Raw genomic sequence first — 20,267 nt, 5'->3', positions numbered from 1 at the left:
TAACTTGCGCGAAGATGGATCCGGGAGGAACAGGTGGCAGACGTGAAATCAGGGCACAAAGATGCCTACGAGCTGATCCTTGAGGCAATTGATGTCGGGGTTTACAAACCCGGCGACCGGCTGGTTGAAAGCGAACTGGCCGATCGGTTCGGCGTATCCCGCACCCCCATTCGCGAAGCCTTGCAACGGCTTGAAACACAATCGCTTCTGACCCGTGATGGGCGCAGCCTGATTGTCGCGTCCCTCACGCATAACCAACTTGCCGAACTCTATGTTGTGCGGGCCGAGCTTGAGGGCCTGGCCGCATCACTTGCCGCCCAGCATGCGGCACCGGAAGAAATCCGCGTGTTGCGCGAAATGGTTGAAGAAGATCGGGCGCGTCTGGATGATCCGGCGGCTCTGGCACGCTCCAATCGCCGGTTCCACAAGCGCCTGCACCTCGCGTCCCATAATCGCTATCTCGTGCAACAGCTTGACCTCGTGCATCGCACCATGGCGCTGCTGGCCACCACGTCTCTGGCGGCAGAGGGGCGCAGCGAAGTGGCAATTGCTGAGCATGATGCGATTGTGACCGCAATAGAGGCCCGCGATCGAGAGGCCGCCCGTGCTGCGCTGAAAACCCATATTTCCAAGGCGTTTGAAACCCGACTCAAATTGGATTCCGCGCAAGACGGCGCATGACGGGAGCAGGGCTAACCTGAAGCGCAGCACCGCTTTGAACCTGGTCGTGCAGCTGGAAATGTCCCGCCACGGGTCAAACCCGAACCGGTTTTGCGGAACTTTCTGAAATGGTGGCTGTGGCCGGCGTGTCAAACTTCCCGTGCTGGGTCTTGTCCCAGTAAAACGGGTGGGTGATGATCTCGATAAAACCTTTCAATGCGGCAATGGATGCAAGCGGATAGTAGAAATGCAGGGTGGGCACCCAACCTCGCAACCATTTGTGTTTGGGGCCGCTCACGGCCTGAATGCCGATGGCGATGGTCAAGAGTTCCGCAGCCGCAAAACTGATCCCCAGCAGAGCCAGAAGGGTATCGGGCATCACGTCGCGCAAAGGGTGGGGCAGGCCCAGCGGGAAGGCCCAGAAGGTCCAGAGCAGGGGGGCCAGCAACACCCCGGACAGCGATCCGAGAAAAATCAATTGAAAGCCAATGAACTTCCAAAGCCCGAGATCAGACAGGAGCCGCGCGGGATGGCGCATATGCACCCCATAGGTCATGGCATACCCTTTGATCCAGCGTGAGCGTTGTTTGATCCAGGGCCAGGCCCGGCAATTCGCCTCTTCTTCGGTAACAGTATCAATCAGTTCCGTGCGATATCCATGACGCGCGAGGCGCACGCCCAGATCCGCGTCTTCGGTGACGTTATGGGCATCCCACCCGCCCAGTTCTTCCAGGGCGCGTCTGCGGAAAAATAACGTTGTCCCGCCCAGGGGAATGGCAAAGCCGATTTGCTCGACCCCGGGCAGGACCAATCGCCACCAGCTCGCATACTCTACAGTAAAACAACGACTTAGCCAGTTTGTGCGGGCATTGTAGAAATCCAGCTTTCCCTGCAGGCAGGCCACTTCCGGACCACGATCTGAAAACCGCTGGGCCACTTTCAGCAATTGATCTGCGGCGGGGGCATCCTCGGCGTCATAGACGCCGATGACGGACCCGCGACAGAAATCGAGCGCAAAGTTCAGGGCGCGTGGTTTGGTTTTCACCACGCCGCGCGGCACGATGACCTGACGCATCCAACGCGGCAGATCTGCCTGTGCCAGCGTGTTCTGTGTCAGGGTGTCATCTTCTTCGACAACCAGGCAGATTTCCAACAATTCGCGGGGATAGATGATCCGTTCCAGGCGTTTAACCAACCGTCCGGCGATTTCGCGTTCCTTGTAAAGCGGCACCATGATCGAAATCATCGGCAGGCGATGAGGCCCGGGCAGATCTGCCGATCTGGCAAAATCATCCACCGGGATTTTCTGTCGTCGCCAGTACAAAATGCTGGCGGTCAGTTTCAGCGCCGAATTCATCAGCAGGGTGAACACGGCCCAGCCCACCAGAACCGAAAATCCAACAAGGGTGGAATAAAAGAAAAGGCCACACAGGATGGCCAGAAGGAGGGCTGCATAGCGGATAACGGTGCGGGGGTTCCATCCCCGGCAGCTTTCATGCCCGGCCACGCGGGTTTCGGCGCGCTGGGTCAGGGCGCGATGGCGCATGGCCACAAGGCTGTCGAGGATGTCCTCTTCCGGGGCAATGGCCAGAAAGCTGCGCCCCCAATGCGCGGGAAACTCCTTTTGCAGGGCCTCAAATTCATCGGGTCGTGAACAAATGACGACGGTTCCACCACCAACATTTTTCCACGGCACCACGCGGTTTCGAATGCAGAAATCTGCGCTGAGATCGTCGATAAGTCGCACATCCGGGGGGTGCCTGTGCAGATCGGCGATACCGCACCCATACTGGCGCGCAAGTGCCGCATAGAGGTCAACCCGGCGCACGAAGCCGTGAGCCAACAGAATATCGCCCAGCCGCACATCCTGGGTGCGCTGCAAGGCGGTTGCGATCTCAAGGTTTTCTTTCGAAAGCGCGCCCATATCCAGCAGAACCTGTCCCAATTGCTTGCGCTGCGGGTGCTGAGCATCCGTCATCGCCGGGGCGGGCGGCGATGTGTCATGGTTCTGAATTAGGCGAAGCGGTGTTGCAGACATGGGAACCGGATTTGGAGTTATATCCGGTCACCATGCGTGGAAAATGATTAACGCCCGGTTAACCTTACCCATAATTGGTGAGTTGATCGGGGGTTAACCAAAAAAGCCCGCGCATTGCTGAGCGGGCTTTAGGAATTATAACGTGGCCGTTTACTTAACGGTGGGCTTATTTGCGGTCATCCATCGCCGATGCGAACCGTTCAAACAGATAATAGCTGTCCATTGGGCCGGGGCTGGCCTCGGGGTGGTGCTGCACCGAAAAGACCGGGCGGCCTTCGATCTTGATGCCGCAATTTGACCCGTCAAACAGGGAGACATGGGTTTCCACAACCCCTTCGGGCAGGGTGTCAGCGTTCACCGCAAAACCGTGGTTCATCGAGGTGATCTCTACCTTGCCAGTCTCATGTTCCTTGACCGGGTGGTTGGCACCGTGGTGGCCGTGGTTCATCTTGATGGTCTGTGCGCCCAGTGCCAGTGCAAGCATCTGGTGACCAAGGCAAATTCCGAAAACCGGCAAGTCGGTTTCCAGGATTTCGCGGATCATGGGCACCGCATATTCGCCGGTGGCAGCAGGGTCGCCGGGACCGTTCGACAGGAAGACCCCGTCGGGATTGTGGGCTAGCACCTCTTCGGCGGTTGCGGTTGCCGGCAGCACGGTCACATCGCAGCCCGCTGAGGCAAGGCAGCGCAGAATGTTGCGTTTGGCGCCAAAGTCGAGGGCCACAACCTTGTGGCGCGGGTTTTCCTGCTTGGGAAATCCGTCCGGCCAGGCCCAACGCATTTCGTCCCATTTGTAGCTTTGCGCACAGGTCACATCCTTGGCCAGGTCAAGCCCTTCAAGACCCGAAAAAGCCCGCGCTTCGGCCACAAGGGCTTCGACGTCAAACGTGCCGTTGGGGTCATGGGCGATGGCCACATGCGGTGCGCCCTGCTGACGAATGGCGCGGGTCAGGCGGCGGGTATCCACCCCACCAATGCCAATGCGGCCACGTTTCTCCAGCCACAGGGTCAGCTCTTCAGTGTTGCGCCAGTTCGAAGGATCGGTGGGATCCCACTTCACCACCATGCCAGCGGCAACCGGATCGCCCGTTTCGTCATCTTCGACATTGGTGCCCGTGTTGCCGATATGCGGGAAGGTAAAGGTGACAACCTGGCCTGCATAAGACGGGTCGGTCATGATTTCCTGATACCCGGTCATAGCGGTGTTGAAGCACAGCTCGGCGGTCGTCACGCCGGTGGCCCCGAAGCCCATCCCGTAAAAGATGGTGCCATCGGCAAGGGCAAGACAGGCGGTGGGGGTGGCGGTTTCTGGTTGGGGGGCAGCTGACATTTTCTCGACTCCGGCAGGCCAAATTGGCGCGAACCTAAGGGGAGGAGCCGGATGGGTCAAGGGGGAGATGCCGAGTCTTGAAAAACATATTTTCCCTTATTTCAAAGGCCTGACGCAATATGTTGGGTGTTGCCTGAAAATGCAGTTTTCGATACATTCAGACTTCGGACCAACAACGGACCAAAGGACATGGACATGCGTGCCCGTATCAATGACGCCCTGAAAACGGCGATGAAAGACAAAGACGCCGTGCGGCTGTCGACCCTGCGTTTGATCAATGCTGCGATCAAAGATCGTGATATTGCCCTGCGTGGGGGTGGCGAGGAGGGACAGACCTCGGACGCTGACGTGCTGGCGATTCTCGGCAAGATGGTAAAACAGCGACAGGAAAGCGCGCGCGCCTATGAAGAAGGCGGCCGGCTGGAGCTTGCTGAAAAAGAACGTGGCGAGATCGAAATCATCGAGGATTTCCTGCCAAAACAATTGGATGCAGCGGAAACCGAAGCTGCCGTTGCTGCGGCCATTGCTGCCGTGGGGGCCGAGAGCATCCGCGACATGGGCAAGGTGATGGGCGAACTCAAGGCCAAATACACCGGCCAGATGGATTTCGGTCGGGTCGGCCCCATGGTCAAAGACAAGCTGGGCTGAGCACCTGTTCGGCACCGTTTGAAAACCCCGCATGTCCTGCGGGGTTTTTTATTGCGCAGACTTCACATCCCTCAGGGTCTGAACCAGTTCCTTGTAGAGCTGTGGCCGTTCGCCCTCCGACAAAAACGCGCCAATTTCCACCTCGCGTTCATTGCCTTTCAAGGTGATGTAATTCTTTACCGGCCCCGCCTTGGGGTGCATCTCTATCGTCACCCAATAGGGGTTGGCCTCCCATTCGGCATGGGCGCCACGTGGCCCGTCGCGGGTCAGGGTGATCCGGTCGGGCCAGATCTTCAGCTCCTCCAAAATCTCTCCGTCCCGGTAAGAGCGATCAATGAAGAACCAAAGCCCACCAACCGTGCCCAGCAAAATGGGCAGGAATAACCATAGGCTGGGGTGACCCAGCAGCCCCAATAGCGGGAGCGCAAACCCGAAACAAACGGCAGAGATCACCCAGACGAACCCGCGCCGCGACAGTGACCGGTAAGGCCAGAGATGCAGCTCGGCACGCGGAGCGCCCGCTCCCTTTGGCGTTATCCACTCATATGGCATTTGTGCTCCTCGACATTCATGCCCTTGGAAGGTGTTTCGATGTTCACCGAGGACAGGAGACAGCCCGCCCCCTCCTTATTTTCTGGTGGGAAATATCCCGGGGGAGTCCGAAGGACGGGGGCAGCGCCCCCTTGTTCCCCAGCCCAAAAGAAAAGGCCCGGGACTTGCCCGGGCCTCCCCTTGTTTCTCACCTTAGTGCGAGTGGCCCTTATCCCACTCTTCCTGCTTCGGCAGGATTTCAAAGGTGTGCTCCGGCGGCGGGCTGGGCAGGGTGAATTCCAGCGTATCCGCATATTCGTTCCAGTAGTTCGGGCGCGTTTCGCGACGGCCCGCCAGCAGGGTGTAGAACACGATGCCGATGAAGAACAGGAACGACAGGAATGAGATCATGGCGCCGATCGAGCTGATCTTGTTCCAGTAGGCGAAGGCCTCCGGATAGTCGATATAGCGGCGCGGCATGCCCTGACGACCCAGAAAGTGCTGCGGGAAGAAGGTCAGGTTCACCCCGATGAAGAACAGCCAGAAATGCAGCTTGCCAGCCCATTCCGGGTACTGACGGCCCGACATCTTTGCCATCCAGTAATAGATACCGGCAAAGATACAGAAGGCCGCGCCCATCGACATGGTGTAGTGGAAGTGGGCAACCACGTAATAGGTGTCGTGATACAGACGATCCACACCTGCCTGCGACAGCACCACGCCGGTCACGCCGCCAATGGTGAACAGGAACAGGAAGCCGAAAGCAAACAGCATCGGTGTCTTGAACTCGATCGACCCACCCCACATGGTCGCAATCCACGAGAAGATCTTAACGCCGGTCGGCACAGCGATCACCATCGTGGCCAGCATGAAGTAGCTCTGCTGGGTCAGCGACATGCCGACAGTGTACATGTGGTGCGCCCAGACCACGAACCCGATCACACCAATGGCAATCAGCGCCCAGACCATCGGCAGATAGCCGAAGATCGGTTTGCGGGCGAAGGTGCCGAAGACGTGGCTGATCAGGCCGAAACCGGGCAGGATCACGATATACACTTCCGGGTGACCGAAGAACCACAGGATGTGCTGGTAAAGGATCGGGTCACCGCCGCCCGACGGGTCAAAGAAGGTGCCGCCAAAGTTGCGGTCCACGAGCAGCATGGTGATGGCACCCGCCAGAACCGGCAGCGACAGAAGGATCAGCCAGGCGGTAACAAATACCGACCATGCAAACAGCGGCACTTTGAAAAGCGTCATGCCCGGCGCGCGCATATTGAGGAAGGTGGTGATGATGTTGATTGCGCCAAGGATCGACGAAGCACCCGAGACGTGCACCGCGAAAATGGCCAGATCCATCGAATAACCGCCTTCGGTGGTCGACAGCGGCGGGTACAGAACCCAGCCCACGCCAGACCCCAGCTGGTCATTGCCACCCGGAGCGAGCAGCGAGGCCACACCAAGCGCCACACCGGTCGCGTAAAGCCAGAACGACAGGTTGTTCATCCGCGGGAACGCCATATCCGGCGCGCCGATCTGCAACGGCATGAAATAGTTGCCAAATCCGCCGAAAAGGGCAGGGATCACCACAAAGAACATCATCAGAACGCCGTGATAGGTGATCATCACGTTCCAAAGGTGCCCGTTCGGGGTACATTCGGCGGACGCATCGGCAAAGAAGCGCGCGCCTTCCATACACATGTATTGAACGCCCGGCTCCATCAGTTCCATCCGCATGTAAACGGTGAAGCTGACCGAAATCAGGCCGGTGAGACCTGCCAGAAACAGGTAAAGGATGCCGATATCCTTGTGGTTGGTGGACATGAACCACCGGGTAAAGAACCCACGATCATCGTGGTGGTCATGGCTCGAAATGGCTGCGTCCGCCATAGATACCCTCCCTACGGGTTAGATTTTGACGGGGGAGTCATCCCGTCTGTTTTTTAACGTGTTTAGTATAGGAAGGGGGCTGCGCGCAACAATGTGATGCAGGCGGCAGGGTAAAAAAAACGTCCCGACAGGGGATTAGCCTGCCGGGACGCATATTCTGTGCGGTTGGCGGCGCCAAACAGCGCCCGCCTGAGGGGCCAGCCTTAGTTGGTGGTGGTCGATTCGCCCTCGGCCGCTTCTTCAGCAGCTTCTTCAGCCGGGGCTTCCATCGCCGGGGCCACGCTTGCCAGGTAAGCAATGATGTTTTCCGGCTTTTTCCACTTGAAGGTCATTTTCGACTTGGCTTTGCCATCCCCCAACTGCTCTTTCAGGAAGCCTTTGGGGTCCATAATGTAGGCGGCCAGCAGGTCTTCGGTCCAGACCGCGCCGGTTTCCCCCAGAGCAGCGATTGAAGCGCCGTATTTGAACCCTTCAACCGAGGCGATTTGACGCCCCACGACCCCGTAAAGGTTCGGGCCGGTTTTACCACCTTTGAAGATCACGTCGCCTTCCGGGCTGACCACGGTGTGACAGGCTTTGCATTTCTTGAAGTCTTTTTCGCCTGCGGCCGCATCACCTTCGGCTTGGGCAGCACCGGCCAGAGCGAAGAGAAGGGCGGCGGATGTAAGAGCTTTTTTCATGTTTGTCCTCGTGTTTGACAGAACCACGCTACTGCACGTGACATTATTTCCGCGCAGACCTTGCCGCAAAATCGGGCGAAATGAAAGGGGCAGAGCTGTGACGGATTGTAACGGATTGCAAAAGAGAAGTGCTTAACATGGAAAGAAATTCTCCGATTTTGCGCGGGGAATGCTGCGGGGGGCGTGAGGGCAGGCGGGATGCCCTTGAAATTGCCGGAGAAAACCACTGTTTTCGGGGAAAACACCGGAATATCACCTCCTGACCGGAAAAAGAGGGCACATATAACGACGCTTTCCAGAGGTGATTTCCGCTCCTGTCGATCATCGGATTGTGATCAGATGGCGTGTCCGGGGCGGTTGGATATACGCAAAAAACCGCCGCCCGGCGTCGTGACACCAGCCCGTTTCGCGACACCAGCGTGCGATCAGGCGAATCTCTTGTGGGGAACGGCGGTTGGGGTCAGCCAAACACCTCGTCAAAGCAGCGTCGCAGCGCCACATCCACATCCTCCATCGTGACCGGCAGGCCCAGATCCACCAGGCTGGTCACCCCATGTTCAGAGATTCCGCAGGGCACGATGCCCGAGAAATGCTCCAGATCCGGCTCCACATTGATCGAAATGCCGTGAAAGCTGATCCATTTTCGAAGGCGCACACCGATCGCGGCAATCTTGTCTTCGGGCTTGGTGCCCAAGGCGGTCAGCGGTTTGTCATCGCGCACAACCCAGACGCCGACGCGCCCATCACGTTTCTCTCCGGTCACGTTGAATTCGGCCAGTGTCTTGATCACCCAATCCTCAAGGGCAGCCACAAAAGCGCGCACATCGCGGCCCCGTGCCCCCACATCCAGCATCACATAAGCCACGCGCTGCCCCGGCCCATGATAGGTATACTGCCCGCCGCGCTTTGACGGGTAGACCGGGAACCGGTCTGGCGCGACCAGATCTTTCGGATCGGCCGAGGTGCCCGCGGTATAAAGGGGCGGATGCTCCAACAGCCAGATCATCTCACCGGCCTCACCACGGGCCATTGCGTCGGCATGGGCCTCCATCCGGGCAACGGCCTGTTCATAGTCAACGAGTGTTTCGGCGGTTTCCCAGGTAACGGGCGGCATGTTTTCAGGTGCTTTCATAGGGTTTCATTTGGCAGTGAACAGACGAAATGTCAAAGGCCAGCATGTCGGACCTGACAGGGCGTTCGGAGGCAGGGCGGGGGGCGCGAAAATCTTTTTGCCGATCTGGCGCTTTTCCTCTTCACATCCCCCTCAGCCTTCGCTATATCGCCCCTCACCAAGCCTAGATGTGCGGTCGTGGCGGAATTGGTAGACGCGCAGCGTTGAGGTCGCTGTTCCTTAACAGGAGTGGAAGTTCGAGTCTTCTCGACCGCACCATTTACCCCCCCCGGAAAATACACCCCAGAAGAATTTCTTTTTGGAAGAGTAGGTAAGATCCTGAAATCTATGTGATTTGAGGCTTCACTCTTTCATGCCAAGTTTTCAGGCAGGGGCGCCGTGCAATCCGGTGCGTTTTTTCATTGGCAAGCGGATTTGCCTGATGGTGTTGATCCCAAAGGCTTCGACTATGCAATCCTGACCCGGGCCTTGCGACCCTGTTCTGGATCGCAGCGATCCGATACCGCTGTCGCAGGGCAGAGCAGGGGATCAGGGTCTTACCCGACAATCAGCTGTTTCAGTTGCAAGGCTTCGTGTTCGAGTTCCAGCAGCTTTTGATGAATGAGGTCGCCGATGGAGATCAATCCGACCAGCTGCCCCCCCTCGACCACTGGCATATGCCGGAACCGCCCCTCGGTCATGCGCGTCAGAACGGATTCGCTGCTGTCATCCGGGCTGCAGGTCTGAACATCCGTCGTCATCAGCTCCTGAACCTGTCCCGGCAGGGTGTGATCCGGGCGATCCGCAAGGGCCCGCACGATGTCACGTTCCGACAGGATGCCGGCCAGCTCTCCTTCCGGATCGATCACCACGATGGCGCCTATGCGTTTGTCACGCAGGATTGCGACCACGTCACTGATGCTGGCTGTCGGCGAGGTGGTGATCACCTCATGCCCTTTGTGGTCCAGAATTGTGTGGATGTGGGATTTTTCGACCCGCTGAATGCTGCGCGTGTCCTGACTGTGGGTGTGCGGAGTTTTGTCATCTCCGCGCATCGGTGATTGGTAAGATGTCGGCATGGCGGCCTCTCCTTCCCGAACGGATTGTCATTCTCGTATGGTTTCAGCATAACCCAAATATTGGAAAGCGGAGAAAAAACATGGAAGTTGCGACAGATAGCCTGATGCTGAGCTCGTTCTGGGCGACGATCATCTTTGTTCTGGCTTGCCTGTGCGGCTATCAGTATCGCCGGGTGTGGAAGGCAGAAGGGCCGCGTTGGCAGCTTTGGGTGTTTGGGGGGCTGGCTGCAAGTGCGCTGGCCGTGCTGGCGTTTGTGCCGCTGTCGGCGGGATAACTCAGTCGCTGGTCGCGAATGTTGTGAAGGGCAGGAGGGGTATCAGCCCTTACCGGCAGCCAGCCGTTCGGCCTTTTCGCGGGCCTCACGCTTGCGCGGGCATTCCAGCCGGTCCCGCAGGGGGCTGTCCGGGTCGATTTCCTTGTTGCAGACCAGACAATGATCCGCGCCGCTGATCGCGTTCAGCCCGCCACAGCTTCCCTTGATCGTGCGCCCCATGAGAATCACCCCAAGCGCCATGCCCAGCATCACAATCAGCAAAATGGCGAAAGTCATGAAGAAGGTGGTCATCTCGGTGCGCCTCTTTTTGTCGGGCAGTTCTTGCCGCGTGTCCCTATATCATATCGGGGCTGGCAAGGCGAAGATCAAGCCGGGTCGCGGCTTGATCTCGAAACTGTCAGGCGGTCAGCGCGGTAAAACGCGAGCTGGCCGAGGTTTTGAACCGCAGATCACTTGCCGCTTCGTCGCGGTCGATGAACAGCACGGCGAGGTTGTGGGCTTCTGCGATTTCCAGACCACGCTCGCGGCCCAGGATCAGCATCGCCGTGGCCCAGGCATCTGCCAGCATCGAGTTTTCTGCCAGCACCGTGGCCGAGGCGGTCTTGTGGGTGATCGGGTGGCCGGTTTTCGGGTCGATCACATGCGAATAACGCACACCGTCTTTTTCGTAGTAGTTGCGGTAATCGCCGGAGGATGCGAGGCCCAGACCCGAAACGCCGATCACGTCCTGCATCCCGCCCGAAAGGGCTGCGGGTTTCTCGATCCCGATCTGCCAGGGCAGGCCGGCCTCATTGCGGCCCGAGGCGTAAAGATCGCCGCCGATTTCCACCATGTAATCCGAAATGCCGAGTTTTTCCAGCGACTTGCCAACCATGTCAGCGCCATAGCCTTTGCCGATGGCCGCCAGATAAACCTGTGCGTCAGTGCGGGTTTTCTGCAGCGCATTGGTGCCAACCTGCAGCGTGTTCGCGTGACCTGAACGCGCCTGGGCCTCGGCAATCTGCGTCATGTCGGGCGTGGCCTGTGCCCCCGGAGCGCCAAAGCCCCAAAGCTCGATCAGCGGCCCGATTGTGGTGTCGAAGCGACCATCGCTGGCCACATGCACCTGTTCTGCGGCCTGCATCACATTTGACAGATCGGCAGAGACCTGGACCGGAGCGGTGCCGGTCTGCGCATTGAAGCGCGAGATTTCGGATTTCGGATCCCAGTTCGACATCTGCTGGTTCACTTTGACCAGGGCGCTGTCGATGGCGATCTGAATGTCAGCTTCGTTCACCCCGTTCCCCGGATCATGGGCAACCACGTTGTAGACCGTGCCCATGGTGAGGCCGGTCAGCTTGTAGAAGGCCTGCGATGGTTTGCAGGCTGCAAAAGCCAGAGGCATCAGAAGGAAACTGCGGCGTGAGAATTTGGTCAGGTCAGGCACGTGGAAACCCCTTTTCGGTCACGGATCGGTCGTTTTGCACTACAACAAGGCGCTTTTGTGCGACATTGCGGTTCAATTCAACCAAAAAAGTTTGGGTAAGAGGGGAAATGACCACTTTCACCCAGGGCAATCTCATTGCATAAGCTACCCAGCCAATCTGAAGAGGTGAACACTGTGCAGCGTTTCTTGCTACGCAAGGGATTGAACATCCCTATATCCGGAGCGCCAAGGGCTGACATCGAAAACGGGGCTGAACTGCGTCGTGTCGGTATCCTTGGAGATGACTATCTTGGGTGGAAGCCACGCATCCCCGTGGAGGTGGGTGATGTGGTTGGGGCCGGTGCCCCTGTGCTCGTCAACAAGGACATGCCAGATGTGCAGGTGGTTTCCCCTGTGACCGGCAGGATCTCTGCGATCAATCGGGGCGCGCGGCGCAAGTTGATCAGCATCGAGATCGAGGTGGATGAGAGCGCAGCCGAGCCTGTTGATTTTTCTGCGGTAGGGGATGTGTCCTCACCCGAGGGCGTGGTGGAACGTCTGTGCGCCGCCGGTCTGTGGACATCGTTCCGCACCCGTCCTTATTCCAAGACCCCGGCCCCGGACACGCGTCCTGCCGCGATCTATGTCAATGCGATGGACAGCGAACCGCTGGCTGCGGACCCGGCAATGATCATTGCCGAAGAGGCAGAGGCGTTCACCAGCGGGCTTGAGGCAGTGGCCTCGCTCTCTGAGGGCAAGACCTATCTGTGTCACAGCGATGGAACCTCTCTGCCGGGCGCTGATCTGGCCGGGGTGGAGGCCGCAGCTTTTGCCGGGCCGCATCCGGCGGGGCTTTCCGGCACCCATATGCATTTCCTGGAACCGCCCCGCGCGGATAAGACCGTCTGGACCATCTCCTATCAGGACGTGATCATGATTGGTCGCCTGCTCCTGACCGGTAAATATGATGCGCGTCGGGTGATTTCGCTGGCGGGTCCGGTCTGCAAGGATCCCCGCCTTCTGCGCACGGTGGCTGGTGCGTCGATGGCGGATCTGGCGGCGGGCGACCTGCCTGCGGATCTGCCGGTGCGGATGATTTCCGGGTCTGTCCTAAGCGGTCGTGCGGGCGAAGGCGAAAGCGCCTATCTGGGCCGTTATGCGCGCCAGATCACCTTGATCGAAGAGGATCACAAGCAGATCCCGATGGGCTGGATCCGTCCGATGTTTGCGAAATACGCGGTGCAGCCGGTGCTCGGATCGGCGCTGTCGCGCCTGTCGGGTCGCACCTTCCCGCTGACCTCGAACCTCAATGGCGGCCGTCGCGCAATGGTGCCGACCGGCACGTTCGAGATGCTGATGCCGCAGGATTTCCTGCCAACCCAGCTGCTCCGGGCGCTGTTGGTGATGGACACCGATCAGGCGCAGGCGCTGGGCGCGCTGGAGCTGGACGAAGAAGATCTTGGCCTGATGGGTTTTGCCTGCCCGGCCAAATATGAATACGGTCTGGCGTTGCGCGATGTGCTGACGAAGATCGAGAAGGAGGGGTAAACCTTGGGCTTGCGAAACTTTTTCGATCGGATCGAGCCGCATTTTGAGAAGGGCGGTAAATACCACAAGTATTACTCCATCTACGAGATGGTGGAATCTCTGGTCTATACGCCGAAGACCGTGACCACGGTTGCTCCTCATGCGCGGTCCTACGTGGATATGAAGCGGATCATGACCTATGTGGTCATTGCGACGATCCCCAGCATTTTGATGGCTCTTTATAATACGGGTTATCAGAGCAACCTTGCGATTGCCGAATTTGGCCCCTCGGGCTGGCGTGCGGGCATTATTGAGGCGCTGGGCATTGGCTTTAATGCCGCCAACCCGGTGGCCAATATGCTGCATGGTCTGCTTTACTTCCTGCCAATCTATATCGTCACCCTCGTGGCGGGCGGCATTTTCGAAGTGATCTTTGCCACCGTGCGCAAACACGAGGTGAACGAGGGCTTCCTTGTTTCCTCGATGCTGTATGCGCTGATCCTGCCCGCCACCACGCCGCTGTGGCAGGTGGCCTTGGGGATCATCTTTGGCGTGGTGATCGGTAAAGAGGTTTTTGGCGGCACCGGCAAGAACTTCCTCAACCCTGCGCTGACCGGCCGGGCGTTCCTTTACTTTGCCTATCCCGCCCAACTGTCGGGCGACAGTGTTTGGGTGCCGGTGGATGGGTTCACCGGGGCAACCGCGCTGGCCGTTTCTGCCGCTGATGGTTTCCAGGAACTCGCCGCGCGTGGCGTGACATGGTGGGACAGCTTCCTTGGGTTCATTCCTGGCTCGATGGGGGAAACATCGACCCTGGCGGCGCTGATAGGACTTGTTTTCCTGCTGGCTACCCGCATTGCCAACTACCGTCTGGTGCTGGGCTGCCTGATTGGGATGATCGGGTTTTCGACGCTCTTGAACTGGATCGGGTCGGACACCAACCCGATGTTTGCCATGCCGTGGTACTGGCATCTGGTTGTTGGCGGTTATGCCTTTGGCCTGGTGTTCATGGTCACCGAGCCTGTGTCGGCCTCTCAAACCAATATGGGCCGTTATTTCTATGGCGCCCTGATCGGTTTCATGGTGGTGATGATCCGCGTTGTGAACCCGGCCTTCCCGGAGGGCATGATGCTTGCCATCCTGTTCGGCAATGTCTTTGCGCCGTTGATCGACTACTTCGTTGTTCAGGCCAATATCAAACGTAGGGCGAAGCGAAATGCCTAACGATCTTCAAAACGACACCGCGCCGAAGGGCGCGATCCGCCGGTTCCTGGATCTGCCCGCAGATTCCGTTGCCAAAACCGTTTTCGTGGCTGTGACCCTCTGCCTTGTGGCCTCAATGGTCGTGTCCGCCGCGGCCGTGGCCCTGCGCCCGTTGCAGGCGGTGAATGCGCTGAAAGACAAGCAGATCAACATTCTGCAGGTTGCCGGGATTTATGACCCGAACGCCGATGTGCTGGAAAGCTTTGCCGCGTTTGAACCGCAGGTGCTGGAGCTGAAAACCGGGGCCTTCACCGACGCCTTTGATCCGGCCAGCTTTGATGACCGCAAGGCCGCCGATGACCCCGCGACCTCGGTTGCGCTGGAGGACGACCCCGCAGGGATTGGCCGTCAGGGGCAGTTCGTGACCGTTTATCTGCTGCGCGACGAGGCTGGCGCCATCGACAAGGTGATCTTGCCGCTGCACGGCTATGGCCTGTGGTCGACGCTTTACGGCTTTATCGCCCTCGAAGAGAACGGCAATGACATCTTTGGCCTGCAGTTTTACGAACATGCAGAAACGCCGGGCCTTGGGGCCGAGGTGGACAACCCGCGCTGGAAAGCGCTGTGGAAGGGCAAGAAGCTGGCGGATGCGAGCGGAGACCTGAAGATCAGCGTAACCAAAGCGATGCCGGCCGCCGGGGCGGAGTATCATGTGGATGCGCTGGCCGGGGCCACTCTGACCACGGCAGGGGTGCATAACCTTGTCAATTTCTGGATGGGTGAAGCGGGCTACAAGCCGTTTCTGGAAAATCTGAAAGCGGGGAACATCTGATGGCGCATAAACGCAAAGACATGTTGACCGACCCCCTGGTCGACAACAACCCGATCACACTTCAGGTTCTGGGGATCTGTTCGGCGCTTGCGGTGACCTCGTCCCTGCAGGTGGCTTTCGTAATGGCGATTGCCGTGACCTTTGTGACGGCGTTCTCCTCGATGTTCATCTCGATGATCCGCAACCATATTCCGGGCTCGATCCGCATTATCGTGCAGATGGTGATCATCGCGTCCCTCGTGATCCTGGTGGACCAGCTTCTGAAGGCCTACGCCTTTGAGATTTCTAAAACCCTGTCGGTTTTTGTTGGCCTGATCATCACCAACTGTATCGTGATGGGCCGGGCCGAGGCATTTGCCATGAAGAACCCGCCGATCGACAGTTTCATCGACGGGATCGGCAATGGCTTGGGCTATGGGCTGATCCTGATGCTGGTTGGTGTTGTGCGTGAGCTGTTTGGCTCGGGCAGCCTGTTTGGCGTGACCATCCTGGAAACCGTGAACAACGGTGGCTGGTATGTGCCGAACGGCCTCTTGCTGCTGCCGCCATCGGCATTCTTCATCATCGGTCTGATCATCTGGGCCTTCCGCACCTGGAAGCCTGCGCAGGTCGAGGAACGTGAATATAAAATTCAGAACGTTGGGGGGCACTGATGGAAGGGCTCATCTCACTTGCCGTCAAGGCGATCTTTGTTGAAAACCTTGCGCTCAGCTTTTTCCTTGGCATGTGTACCTTCATCGCCGTGTCGAAAAAGATCTCAACCGCAATCGGTCTGGGGGTGTCGGTGATGATCGTGCAGGCGATCACCGTGCCGGCCAACAATCTGATCCTGACCTATCTTCTCGCCCCCGGCGCGTTGGCCTGGGCGGGGTTCCCGGATGTGGACCTGACTTTCCTCGGTCTGATCTCCTACATTGGTGTCATCGCGGCGCTGGTGCAGATCCTCGAGATGGTCTTGGATAAATATTTCCCGCCGCTTTACAACGCGTTGGGTGTGTTCCTGCCGCTGATCACCGTGAACTGCGCCATCCTTGGCGGGTCGCTGTTCATGGTTGAGCGTGGCTATGACTTTGCCGAGGCTGCGACCTACGGTCTGTCGTCGGGCTTTGGCTGGGCGCTGGCGATCACGGCAATGGCCGGGGTGCGCGAAAAGCTGAAGTATTCGGACATCCCCGATGGCCTGCAAGGGCTGGGGATCACCTTCATCACCGCGGGGCTGATGGCAATGGCCTTCATGTCCTTCTCTGGCGTGAAACTCTGAGGGGGAAGACATGGAAACTTTCAGCCTAGGTATCATCCTCTTCACCCTGATCGTGCTGGCGCTGGTGGCAATCATCCTCGCCGCGCGGTCGAAACTGGTCTCGACCGGCAATGTGAACATCACCGTGAACGGCGAGAAAACCATCTCGGTCCCTGCTGGTGGCAAACTGTTGCAGACGCTGGCGGAACAGAAGCTCTTTGTCCCTTCGGCCTGTGGCGGCGGTGGCACCTGTGCCCAATGCCGGGTGAAGGTGCATTCCGGCGGCGGCTCGATCCTGCCGACCGAGGAAAGCCACATCACCAAGCGTGAAGCGGCCTGTGGCGACCGCCTGTCGTGCCAGGTGGCCGTGAAGCAGGATATGGACATCGAAGTCCCCGAAGAAGTGTTCGGCGTGAAAAAGTGGGAATGCACCGTGCGTTCCAATGAAAACGTCGCCACTTTCATCAAGGCGCTGGTGCTGGATCTGCCCGAAGGCGAGGATGTGAATTTCCGCGCCGGGGGCTATATCCAGATCGAGGCGCCCGCGCATAAGCTGAGCTATACTGAATTCGATATCGAAGACGAGTATCGCGAAGACTGGGACAAGTTCAATCTGTGGCAATATGAAAGCGTCGTGGATGAGCCGGTCGAGCGCGCCTATTCGATGGCCAACTACCCGGATGAAAAGGGCATGATCATGCTCAATGTCCGTGTTGCCTCTCCGCCCCCGGGGGCCGAGGGTATCCCGCCGGGCAAGATGTCGTCTTACATCTTCAACCTCAAACCCGGTGACAAGGTCACCATTTCCGGCCCCTATGGTGAGTTCTTCGCCCGTGAGACCGACAAGGAAATGGTGTTCATCGGTGGCGGGGCCGGTATGGCGCCGATGCGTTCGCATATCTTTGACCAATTGAAGCGCCTCAAGAACAAGGATCGCAAGATCACCTTCTGGTATGGGGCACGCTCCAAGCGCGAGATGTTCTTTGTCGAAGATTTCGACGAACTGGCCAAGGAGTTCCCGAACTTCACCTGGCATGTGGCCCTGTCGGACGCGCTGCCCGAGGATGAATGGACCGGCTATACCGGCTTCATCCACAATGTGCTGCATGATGAATACCTCAAGGACCACCCGGCGCCGGAGGATTGTGAGTTCTACATGTGTGGCCCGCCCATCATGAACTCGTCGGTGATCAACATGCTGCTGGAACTGGGGGTAGATCGCGAAGACATCATGCTGGATGATTTCGGCGGCTGACACGTGCGACCGGACCGCACTGCATTGAGCGGGTCGGAAAAGACAACAAGGGCTGTGCGCATTGTGCGGACAGCCCTTTTTTCTTCCGGCAAGTTTTTCCAGTAAGGAGGGCGCAGCTGGCGTATCAAATCCGCAACCTCGGCGCAGTTTTCGCGCACAGTTTTCTTTCCCCCCCGGCACAAATCTTTTACCTTGATCTGACACATGTTCATTAGCGGGCCTGACCGCTAGATTATTTAATAAGACGCCGAGGCTGAGCACCCGCCCATGATCGCTGAATTCAAGGCTCTTTCCCGCCTGACGCTGGACACGGCGCGCGACCTTGCGCCCATTGTCGGCGTGGTGGCGGTGTTTCAGTTTCTGGTGCTGAAGCAGCCGATTGATGACATTTCGACCAAGCTGATCGGGCTTTTATTCGTGATGATCGGACTGGCCGTGTTTATCCGCGGGCTGGAGCTTGCCCTGTTTCCACTGGGGGAAAGCCTTGCAGATGCCTTTGCCAACAAGGGAAACCTGTTCTGGCTGTTGCTTTTTTCCTTTGCGCTGGGGTTCGGCACCACCGTGGCGGAACCCGCGCTGATTGCCGTCACCGGAGAAGCCGCACGCACCATGAGCATGATCGGCGCCGTGGCGGATGCGCCTGCCGCGCAGAACGCCTATGCAGATGCGCTGCGCTATACGGTGGCGGTCGCGGTGGGGGCTTCGCTGGTGATTGGCGTGCTGCGTATCCTGTTGGGCTGGCCCATTCAGTATCTGATCATCGGCGGCTATGTGATTGTGGTGATCATGACCTGGTTTGCACCGCCTGAAATCATCGGCATTGCCTATGACAGCGGGGGCGTGACCACCTCAACCGTAACCGTGCCGCTGACCACCGCGCTGGGGGTGGGGCTGGCCTCTGTGATCAAGGGGCGCAACCCGATGATTGACGGGTTCGGGCTGGTGGCCTTTGCCTCTCTTCTGCCGATCATTTTCGTGTTGGGCTTTGGCATCGTGGCCGTTGCCGGAGGAGAGACGGGATGATTGCAGACCTCATTCGAACCATCCTGTCCACGGTGCTGGACATTCTGCCGATCGCGGTGATTTTGGCGTTTTTCCAGGTGGTGGTGCTGCGCAAACCGGTGCCGCATCTGCGGCAGGTCCTGCTTGGATCGGTTTACGTGGTGCTGGGCCTTGGATTGTTCCTGTTTGGCCTTGAACATGCGCTGTTCCCGATTGGCGAAAGCATGGCGCGGCAGCTGACGGATCCGTCTTTTATCGGCAATCCGGCTGATTGGAGCGCCCATGGCTGGACCTATCTTTTTGCCTTTGCCATCGGGTTTTCCACCACCATTGCCGAACCCTCGCTGATCGCCGTTGCGTTAAAGGCGCGCGATGTTTCGGGTGGGGCGGTCAGTGCCTGGGGGTTGCGGATCGCTGTGGCGGTTGGCGTCGCGCTGAGCCTGGCGGTCGGCACCTACCGAATTGTCACAGGGACGCCACTCTATCTTTACATGATCGTCGGCTACGTGATTGTTATTGCCCAGACCATGACAGCGCCGCGGATGATCGTGCCGCTGGCCTATGACAGCGGGGGGGTGACCACCTCTACCGTGACCGTGCCGCTGGTGGCGGCGCTTGGGCTTGGGCTGGCCTCAACCGTGCCGGGGCGCAGCCCGGTGCTGGACGGGTTCGGGTTGGTGGCGCTGGCCAGCCTCTTCCCGATGATCACGGTGATGGGCTATGCGCAGCTTGTGGAATGGAACGCGCGACGGAATGGTATAAAACAAGTCATCGAAGGCGACAGAGAGGATGCGCCATGAAATTCAAACTGATCATTGCCCTGGTTGAGGATTCCAAGACCGACACGGTGCTGGATGCAGCTCGCGCCGCCGGGGCCACCGGGGCCAGCGTGATCACCTCTGTGCGTGGTGAAGGGCTGAAACAGAAAAAGACCTTTCTGGGTCTGACCGTCGCCGGTCAGCGCGATATGACCCTGTTTTTGGTCGAAGAGCACAAGGCGGCCTCGATCATGGAGGCGGTTGCCAGTGCTGGCGCTTTTTGTGAGGAGCCGGGCAGCGGCGTGGTGTTCCAGATTGATATCGAAGATGCGATCGGGCTGGAGACCCAGGTGGCGGCCCTGCGTGATGCGCTGAAGGAGGATGAGCTATGAGCCAACCGGAAGTGACCCGTGTGCGCAATGCCATGCAGCCGGATCCGCGTGTGGTGGACGGGCTGTCTTCGACCCGCAAGGCGCTGGAAATCATGGAAGAAACCGGTGTGGACGCACTGGTGATCGGCAAGCGGGATGACGCGGATGAATATGGGTTGATCACCATCGGCATGATTGGCCGGGATGTGATCTCGCGTAATCGTAATCCAAACCGCGTCAGCATTTACGAGATCATGGAAAAACCCACCCTGGCCGTGTCCGCCGCGATGCAGGCGCGCTATGCGATCCGCCTGTTGACCCGGCTTGAGGCGACCCATGCGCTTGTGACCGAGATGGATCTGGTGGTGGGCTATGTGACCCTGCGCGACCTGACCCTGGCCGAGTTCCGCGACCAGTTTCCAAAAGAGTAACGTG

22 protein-coding genes and 1 tRNA gene are annotated in these 20,267 nt (G+C 58.6%); 14 read left to right on the top strand and 9 right to left on the bottom strand.

Annotated features, from left to right (window positions below):
- Positions 1–42: 42 nt before the first annotated feature.
- Positions 43–681 carry a GntR family transcriptional regulator gene (locus K3J57_RS10115; RefSeq protein ID WP_375542841.1) on the top strand — a complete coding sequence of 213 codons (639 nt, stop codon included), beginning with the start codon at positions 43–45 and terminating at the stop codon, positions 679–681.
- Between the two features lie 73 nt (positions 682–754).
- Here the strand turns inward: K3J57_RS10115 and K3J57_RS10110 are convergent, their stop codons facing one another.
- Positions 755–2,638, bottom strand: coding sequence for a glycosyltransferase family 2 protein (locus K3J57_RS10110; RefSeq protein WP_259795674.1), 1,884 nt, complete (start codon positions 2,636–2,638; stop codon positions 755–757).
- Between the two features lie 226 nt (positions 2,639–2,864).
- Entirely contained in the window at positions 2,865–4,028 is a 1,164-nt protein-coding gene (gene carA / locus K3J57_RS10105) for a glutamine-hydrolyzing carbamoyl-phosphate synthase small subunit (protein ID WP_259795671.1), read from the bottom strand.
- A gap of 189 nt (positions 4,029–4,217) precedes the next feature.
- Between carA and K3J57_RS10100 the strand changes: the two genes are divergently transcribed.
- The gene (locus K3J57_RS10100) at positions 4,218–4,676 is read left to right on the top strand and encodes a GatB/YqeY domain-containing protein (protein WP_173485676.1); all 459 of its coding nucleotides are present in this window, start codon (positions 4,218–4,220) and stop codon (positions 4,674–4,676) included.
- A gap of 48 nt (positions 4,677–4,724) precedes the next feature.
- On the opposite strand, the gene K3J57_RS10095 is transcribed toward K3J57_RS10100, so the two are convergent.
- From K3J57_RS10095 to lipB, 4 genes are all read right to left on the bottom strand, one after another.
- On the bottom strand, positions 4,725–5,228 hold the full coding sequence (locus tag K3J57_RS10095) for a DUF2244 domain-containing protein (protein ID WP_259791407.1): 504 nt from the start codon (positions 5,226–5,228) through the stop codon (positions 4,725–4,727).
- Positions 5,229–5,420: 192 nt separating this feature from the next.
- Positions 5,421–7,094 carry a cytochrome c oxidase subunit I gene (locus tag K3J57_RS10090; protein WP_173485674.1) on the bottom strand — a complete coding sequence of 558 codons (1,674 nt, stop codon included), beginning with the start codon at positions 7,092–7,094 and terminating at the stop codon, positions 5,421–5,423.
- Positions 7,095–7,297: 203 nt separating this feature from the next.
- Complete coding sequence (locus K3J57_RS10085) at positions 7,298–7,774, bottom strand: c-type cytochrome (RefSeq protein ID WP_259784216.1); 477 nt, start codon at positions 7,772–7,774, stop codon at positions 7,298–7,300.
- Between the two features lie 460 nt (positions 7,775–8,234).
- A complete protein-coding gene (lipB, locus tag K3J57_RS10080) occupies positions 8,235–8,906 on the bottom strand; it encodes a lipoyl(octanoyl) transferase LipB (RefSeq protein ID WP_259795669.1) in 672 nt (223 codons plus the stop codon).
- A 171-nt stretch (positions 8,907–9,077) separates the two neighbouring features.
- Between lipB and K3J57_RS10075 the strand changes: the two genes are divergently transcribed.
- Positions 9,078–9,164, top strand: a tRNA-Leu gene (locus tag K3J57_RS10075).
- Positions 9,165–9,442: 278 nt separating this feature from the next.
- On the opposite strand, the gene K3J57_RS10070 is transcribed toward K3J57_RS10075, so the two are convergent.
- The gene (locus tag K3J57_RS10070) at positions 9,443–9,964 is read right to left on the bottom strand and encodes a CBS domain-containing protein (RefSeq protein ID WP_259791399.1); all 522 of its coding nucleotides are present in this window, start codon (positions 9,962–9,964) and stop codon (positions 9,443–9,445) included.
- Positions 9,965–10,044: 80 nt separating this feature from the next.
- On the opposite strand from K3J57_RS10070, the gene K3J57_RS10065 reads away from it, so the two are divergent.
- Positions 10,045–10,239, top strand: coding sequence for a hypothetical protein (locus tag K3J57_RS10065; protein WP_055189847.1), 195 nt, complete (start codon positions 10,045–10,047; stop codon positions 10,237–10,239).
- 42 nt (positions 10,240–10,281) lie between these two features.
- Here the strand turns inward: K3J57_RS10065 and nqrM are convergent, their stop codons facing one another.
- The gene (gene nqrM, locus K3J57_RS10060) at positions 10,282–10,530 is read right to left on the bottom strand and encodes a (Na+)-NQR maturation NqrM (protein WP_055189845.1); all 249 of its coding nucleotides are present in this window, start codon (positions 10,528–10,530) and stop codon (positions 10,282–10,284) included.
- A 106-nt stretch (positions 10,531–10,636) separates the two neighbouring features.
- Positions 10,637–11,665: an FAD:protein FMN transferase gene (locus K3J57_RS10055; protein ID WP_259795668.1), complete on the bottom strand. Its 1,029-nt coding sequence runs from the start codon at positions 11,663–11,665 to the stop codon at positions 10,637–10,639.
- A gap of 174 nt (positions 11,666–11,839) precedes the next feature.
- Here K3J57_RS10055 and K3J57_RS10050 point away from each other — a divergent pair, with 174 nt between their 5' ends.
- The 10 genes from K3J57_RS10050 (at position 11,840) to K3J57_RS10005 (ending at position 20,263) form a co-directional block, all read left to right on the top strand.
- On the top strand, positions 11,840–13,192 hold the full coding sequence (locus tag K3J57_RS10050; RefSeq protein ID WP_259791394.1) for a Na(+)-translocating NADH-quinone reductase subunit A: 1,353 nt from the start codon (positions 11,840–11,842) through the stop codon (positions 13,190–13,192).
- A gap of 3 nt (positions 13,193–13,195) precedes the next feature.
- A complete protein-coding gene (locus K3J57_RS10045; RefSeq protein WP_259795666.1) occupies positions 13,196–14,395 on the top strand; it encodes an NADH:ubiquinone reductase (Na(+)-transporting) subunit B in 1,200 nt (399 codons plus the stop codon).
- Positions 14,388–15,206 (top strand): Na(+)-translocating NADH-quinone reductase subunit C, encoded by an 819-nt coding sequence (locus K3J57_RS10040; protein ID WP_173485669.1) that lies wholly within the window; start codon positions 14,388–14,390, stop codon positions 15,204–15,206. Before K3J57_RS10045 ends, K3J57_RS10040 begins: the two co-directional genes overlap by 8 nt.
- Positions 15,206–15,859 (top strand): NADH:ubiquinone reductase (Na(+)-transporting) subunit D, encoded by a 654-nt coding sequence (locus K3J57_RS10035; RefSeq protein ID WP_173485668.1) that lies wholly within the window; start codon positions 15,206–15,208, stop codon positions 15,857–15,859. The genes K3J57_RS10040 and K3J57_RS10035 overlap by 1 nt, the downstream gene beginning before the upstream one ends.
- Positions 15,859–16,467, top strand: coding sequence for an NADH:ubiquinone reductase (Na(+)-transporting) subunit E (nqrE, locus tag K3J57_RS10030; RefSeq protein ID WP_259774042.1), 609 nt, complete (start codon positions 15,859–15,861; stop codon positions 16,465–16,467). Before K3J57_RS10035 ends, nqrE begins: the two co-directional genes overlap by 1 nt.
- Positions 16,468–16,477: 10 nt before the next feature.
- Positions 16,478–17,701: an NADH:ubiquinone reductase (Na(+)-transporting) subunit F gene (nqrF, locus tag K3J57_RS10025; RefSeq protein WP_259784210.1), complete on the top strand. Its 1,224-nt coding sequence runs from the start codon at positions 16,478–16,480 to the stop codon at positions 17,699–17,701.
- A gap of 267 nt (positions 17,702–17,968) precedes the next feature.
- Positions 17,969–18,724: a DUF1538 domain-containing protein gene (locus K3J57_RS10020; RefSeq protein ID WP_173485664.1), complete on the top strand. Its 756-nt coding sequence runs from the start codon at positions 17,969–17,971 to the stop codon at positions 18,722–18,724.
- A complete protein-coding gene (locus K3J57_RS10015) occupies positions 18,721–19,503 on the top strand; it encodes a DUF1538 domain-containing protein (RefSeq protein WP_259774045.1) in 783 nt (260 codons plus the stop codon). Before K3J57_RS10020 ends, K3J57_RS10015 begins: the two co-directional genes overlap by 4 nt.
- Positions 19,500–19,853, top strand: a complete 354-nt coding sequence (locus K3J57_RS10010) for a P-II family nitrogen regulator (protein ID WP_259795662.1) — start codon at positions 19,500–19,502, stop codon at positions 19,851–19,853. The genes K3J57_RS10015 and K3J57_RS10010 overlap by 4 nt, the downstream gene beginning before the upstream one ends.
- Positions 19,850–20,263: a CBS domain-containing protein gene (locus K3J57_RS10005; RefSeq protein WP_259795660.1), complete on the top strand. Its 414-nt coding sequence runs from the start codon at positions 19,850–19,852 to the stop codon at positions 20,261–20,263. Before K3J57_RS10010 ends, K3J57_RS10005 begins: the two co-directional genes overlap by 4 nt.
- The last annotated feature ends 4 nt before the right edge of the window (positions 20,264–20,267 follow it).

Source organism: Aliiroseovarius crassostreae, from assembly GCF_025137635.1.
Taxonomy (GTDB): domain Bacteria; phylum Pseudomonadota; class Alphaproteobacteria; order Rhodobacterales; family Rhodobacteraceae; genus Aliiroseovarius; species Aliiroseovarius crassostreae.
Note: the sequence above shows the minus strand (reverse complement) of the source record. Positions and strands in the feature narration are given on the sequence as shown.

What these genes read in the sequence shown, in the direction of transcription:
- lipB (WP_259795669.1), bottom strand. Translation starts at nt 8,906, where the DNA reads ATGAAAGCACCTGAAAACATGCCGCCCGTTACCTGGGAAACCGCCGAA.
- nqrE (WP_259774042.1), top strand. Translation starts at nt 15,859, where the DNA reads ATGGAAGGGCTCATCTCACTTGCCGTCAAGGCGATCTTTGTTGAAAAC.
- nqrM (WP_055189845.1), bottom strand. Translation starts at nt 10,530, where the DNA reads ATGACCACCTTCTTCATGACTTTCGCCATTTTGCTGATTGTGATGCTG.
- K3J57_RS10005 (WP_259795660.1), top strand. Translation starts at nt 19,850, where the DNA reads ATGAGCCAACCGGAAGTGACCCGTGTGCGCAATGCCATGCAGCCGGAT.
- K3J57_RS10020 (WP_173485664.1), top strand. Translation starts at nt 17,969, where the DNA reads ATGATCGCTGAATTCAAGGCTCTTTCCCGCCTGACGCTGGACACGGCG.
- K3J57_RS10110 (WP_259795674.1), bottom strand. Translation starts at nt 2,638, where the DNA reads ATGACGGATGCTCAGCACCCGCAGCGCAAGCAATTGGGACAGGTTCTG.
- K3J57_RS10095 (WP_259791407.1), bottom strand. Translation starts at nt 5,228, where the DNA reads ATGCCATATGAGTGGATAACGCCAAAGGGAGCGGGCGCTCCGCGTGCC.
- K3J57_RS10040 (WP_173485669.1), top strand. Translation starts at nt 14,388, where the DNA reads ATGCCTAACGATCTTCAAAACGACACCGCGCCGAAGGGCGCGATCCGC.
- K3J57_RS10065 (WP_055189847.1), top strand. Translation starts at nt 10,045, where the DNA reads ATGGAAGTTGCGACAGATAGCCTGATGCTGAGCTCGTTCTGGGCGACG.
- K3J57_RS10100 (WP_173485676.1), top strand. Translation starts at nt 4,218, where the DNA reads ATGGACATGCGTGCCCGTATCAATGACGCCCTGAAAACGGCGATGAAA.
- K3J57_RS10010 (WP_259795662.1), top strand. Translation starts at nt 19,500, where the DNA reads ATGAAATTCAAACTGATCATTGCCCTGGTTGAGGATTCCAAGACCGAC.
- nqrF (WP_259784210.1), top strand. Translation starts at nt 16,478, where the DNA reads ATGGAAACTTTCAGCCTAGGTATCATCCTCTTCACCCTGATCGTGCTG.
- K3J57_RS10070 (WP_259791399.1), bottom strand. Translation starts at nt 9,964, where the DNA reads ATGCCGACATCTTACCAATCACCGATGCGCGGAGATGACAAAACTCCG.
- K3J57_RS10015 (WP_259774045.1), top strand. Translation starts at nt 18,721, where the DNA reads ATGATTGCAGACCTCATTCGAACCATCCTGTCCACGGTGCTGGACATT.
- K3J57_RS10085 (WP_259784216.1), bottom strand. Translation starts at nt 7,774, where the DNA reads ATGAAAAAAGCTCTTACATCCGCCGCCCTTCTCTTCGCTCTGGCCGGT.
- K3J57_RS10035 (WP_173485668.1), top strand. Translation starts at nt 15,206, where the DNA reads ATGGCGCATAAACGCAAAGACATGTTGACCGACCCCCTGGTCGACAAC.
- K3J57_RS10090 (WP_173485674.1), bottom strand. Translation starts at nt 7,094, where the DNA reads ATGGCGGACGCAGCCATTTCGAGCCATGACCACCACGATGATCGTGGG.
- carA (WP_259795671.1), bottom strand. Translation starts at nt 4,028, where the DNA reads ATGTCAGCTGCCCCCCAACCAGAAACCGCCACCCCCACCGCCTGTCTT.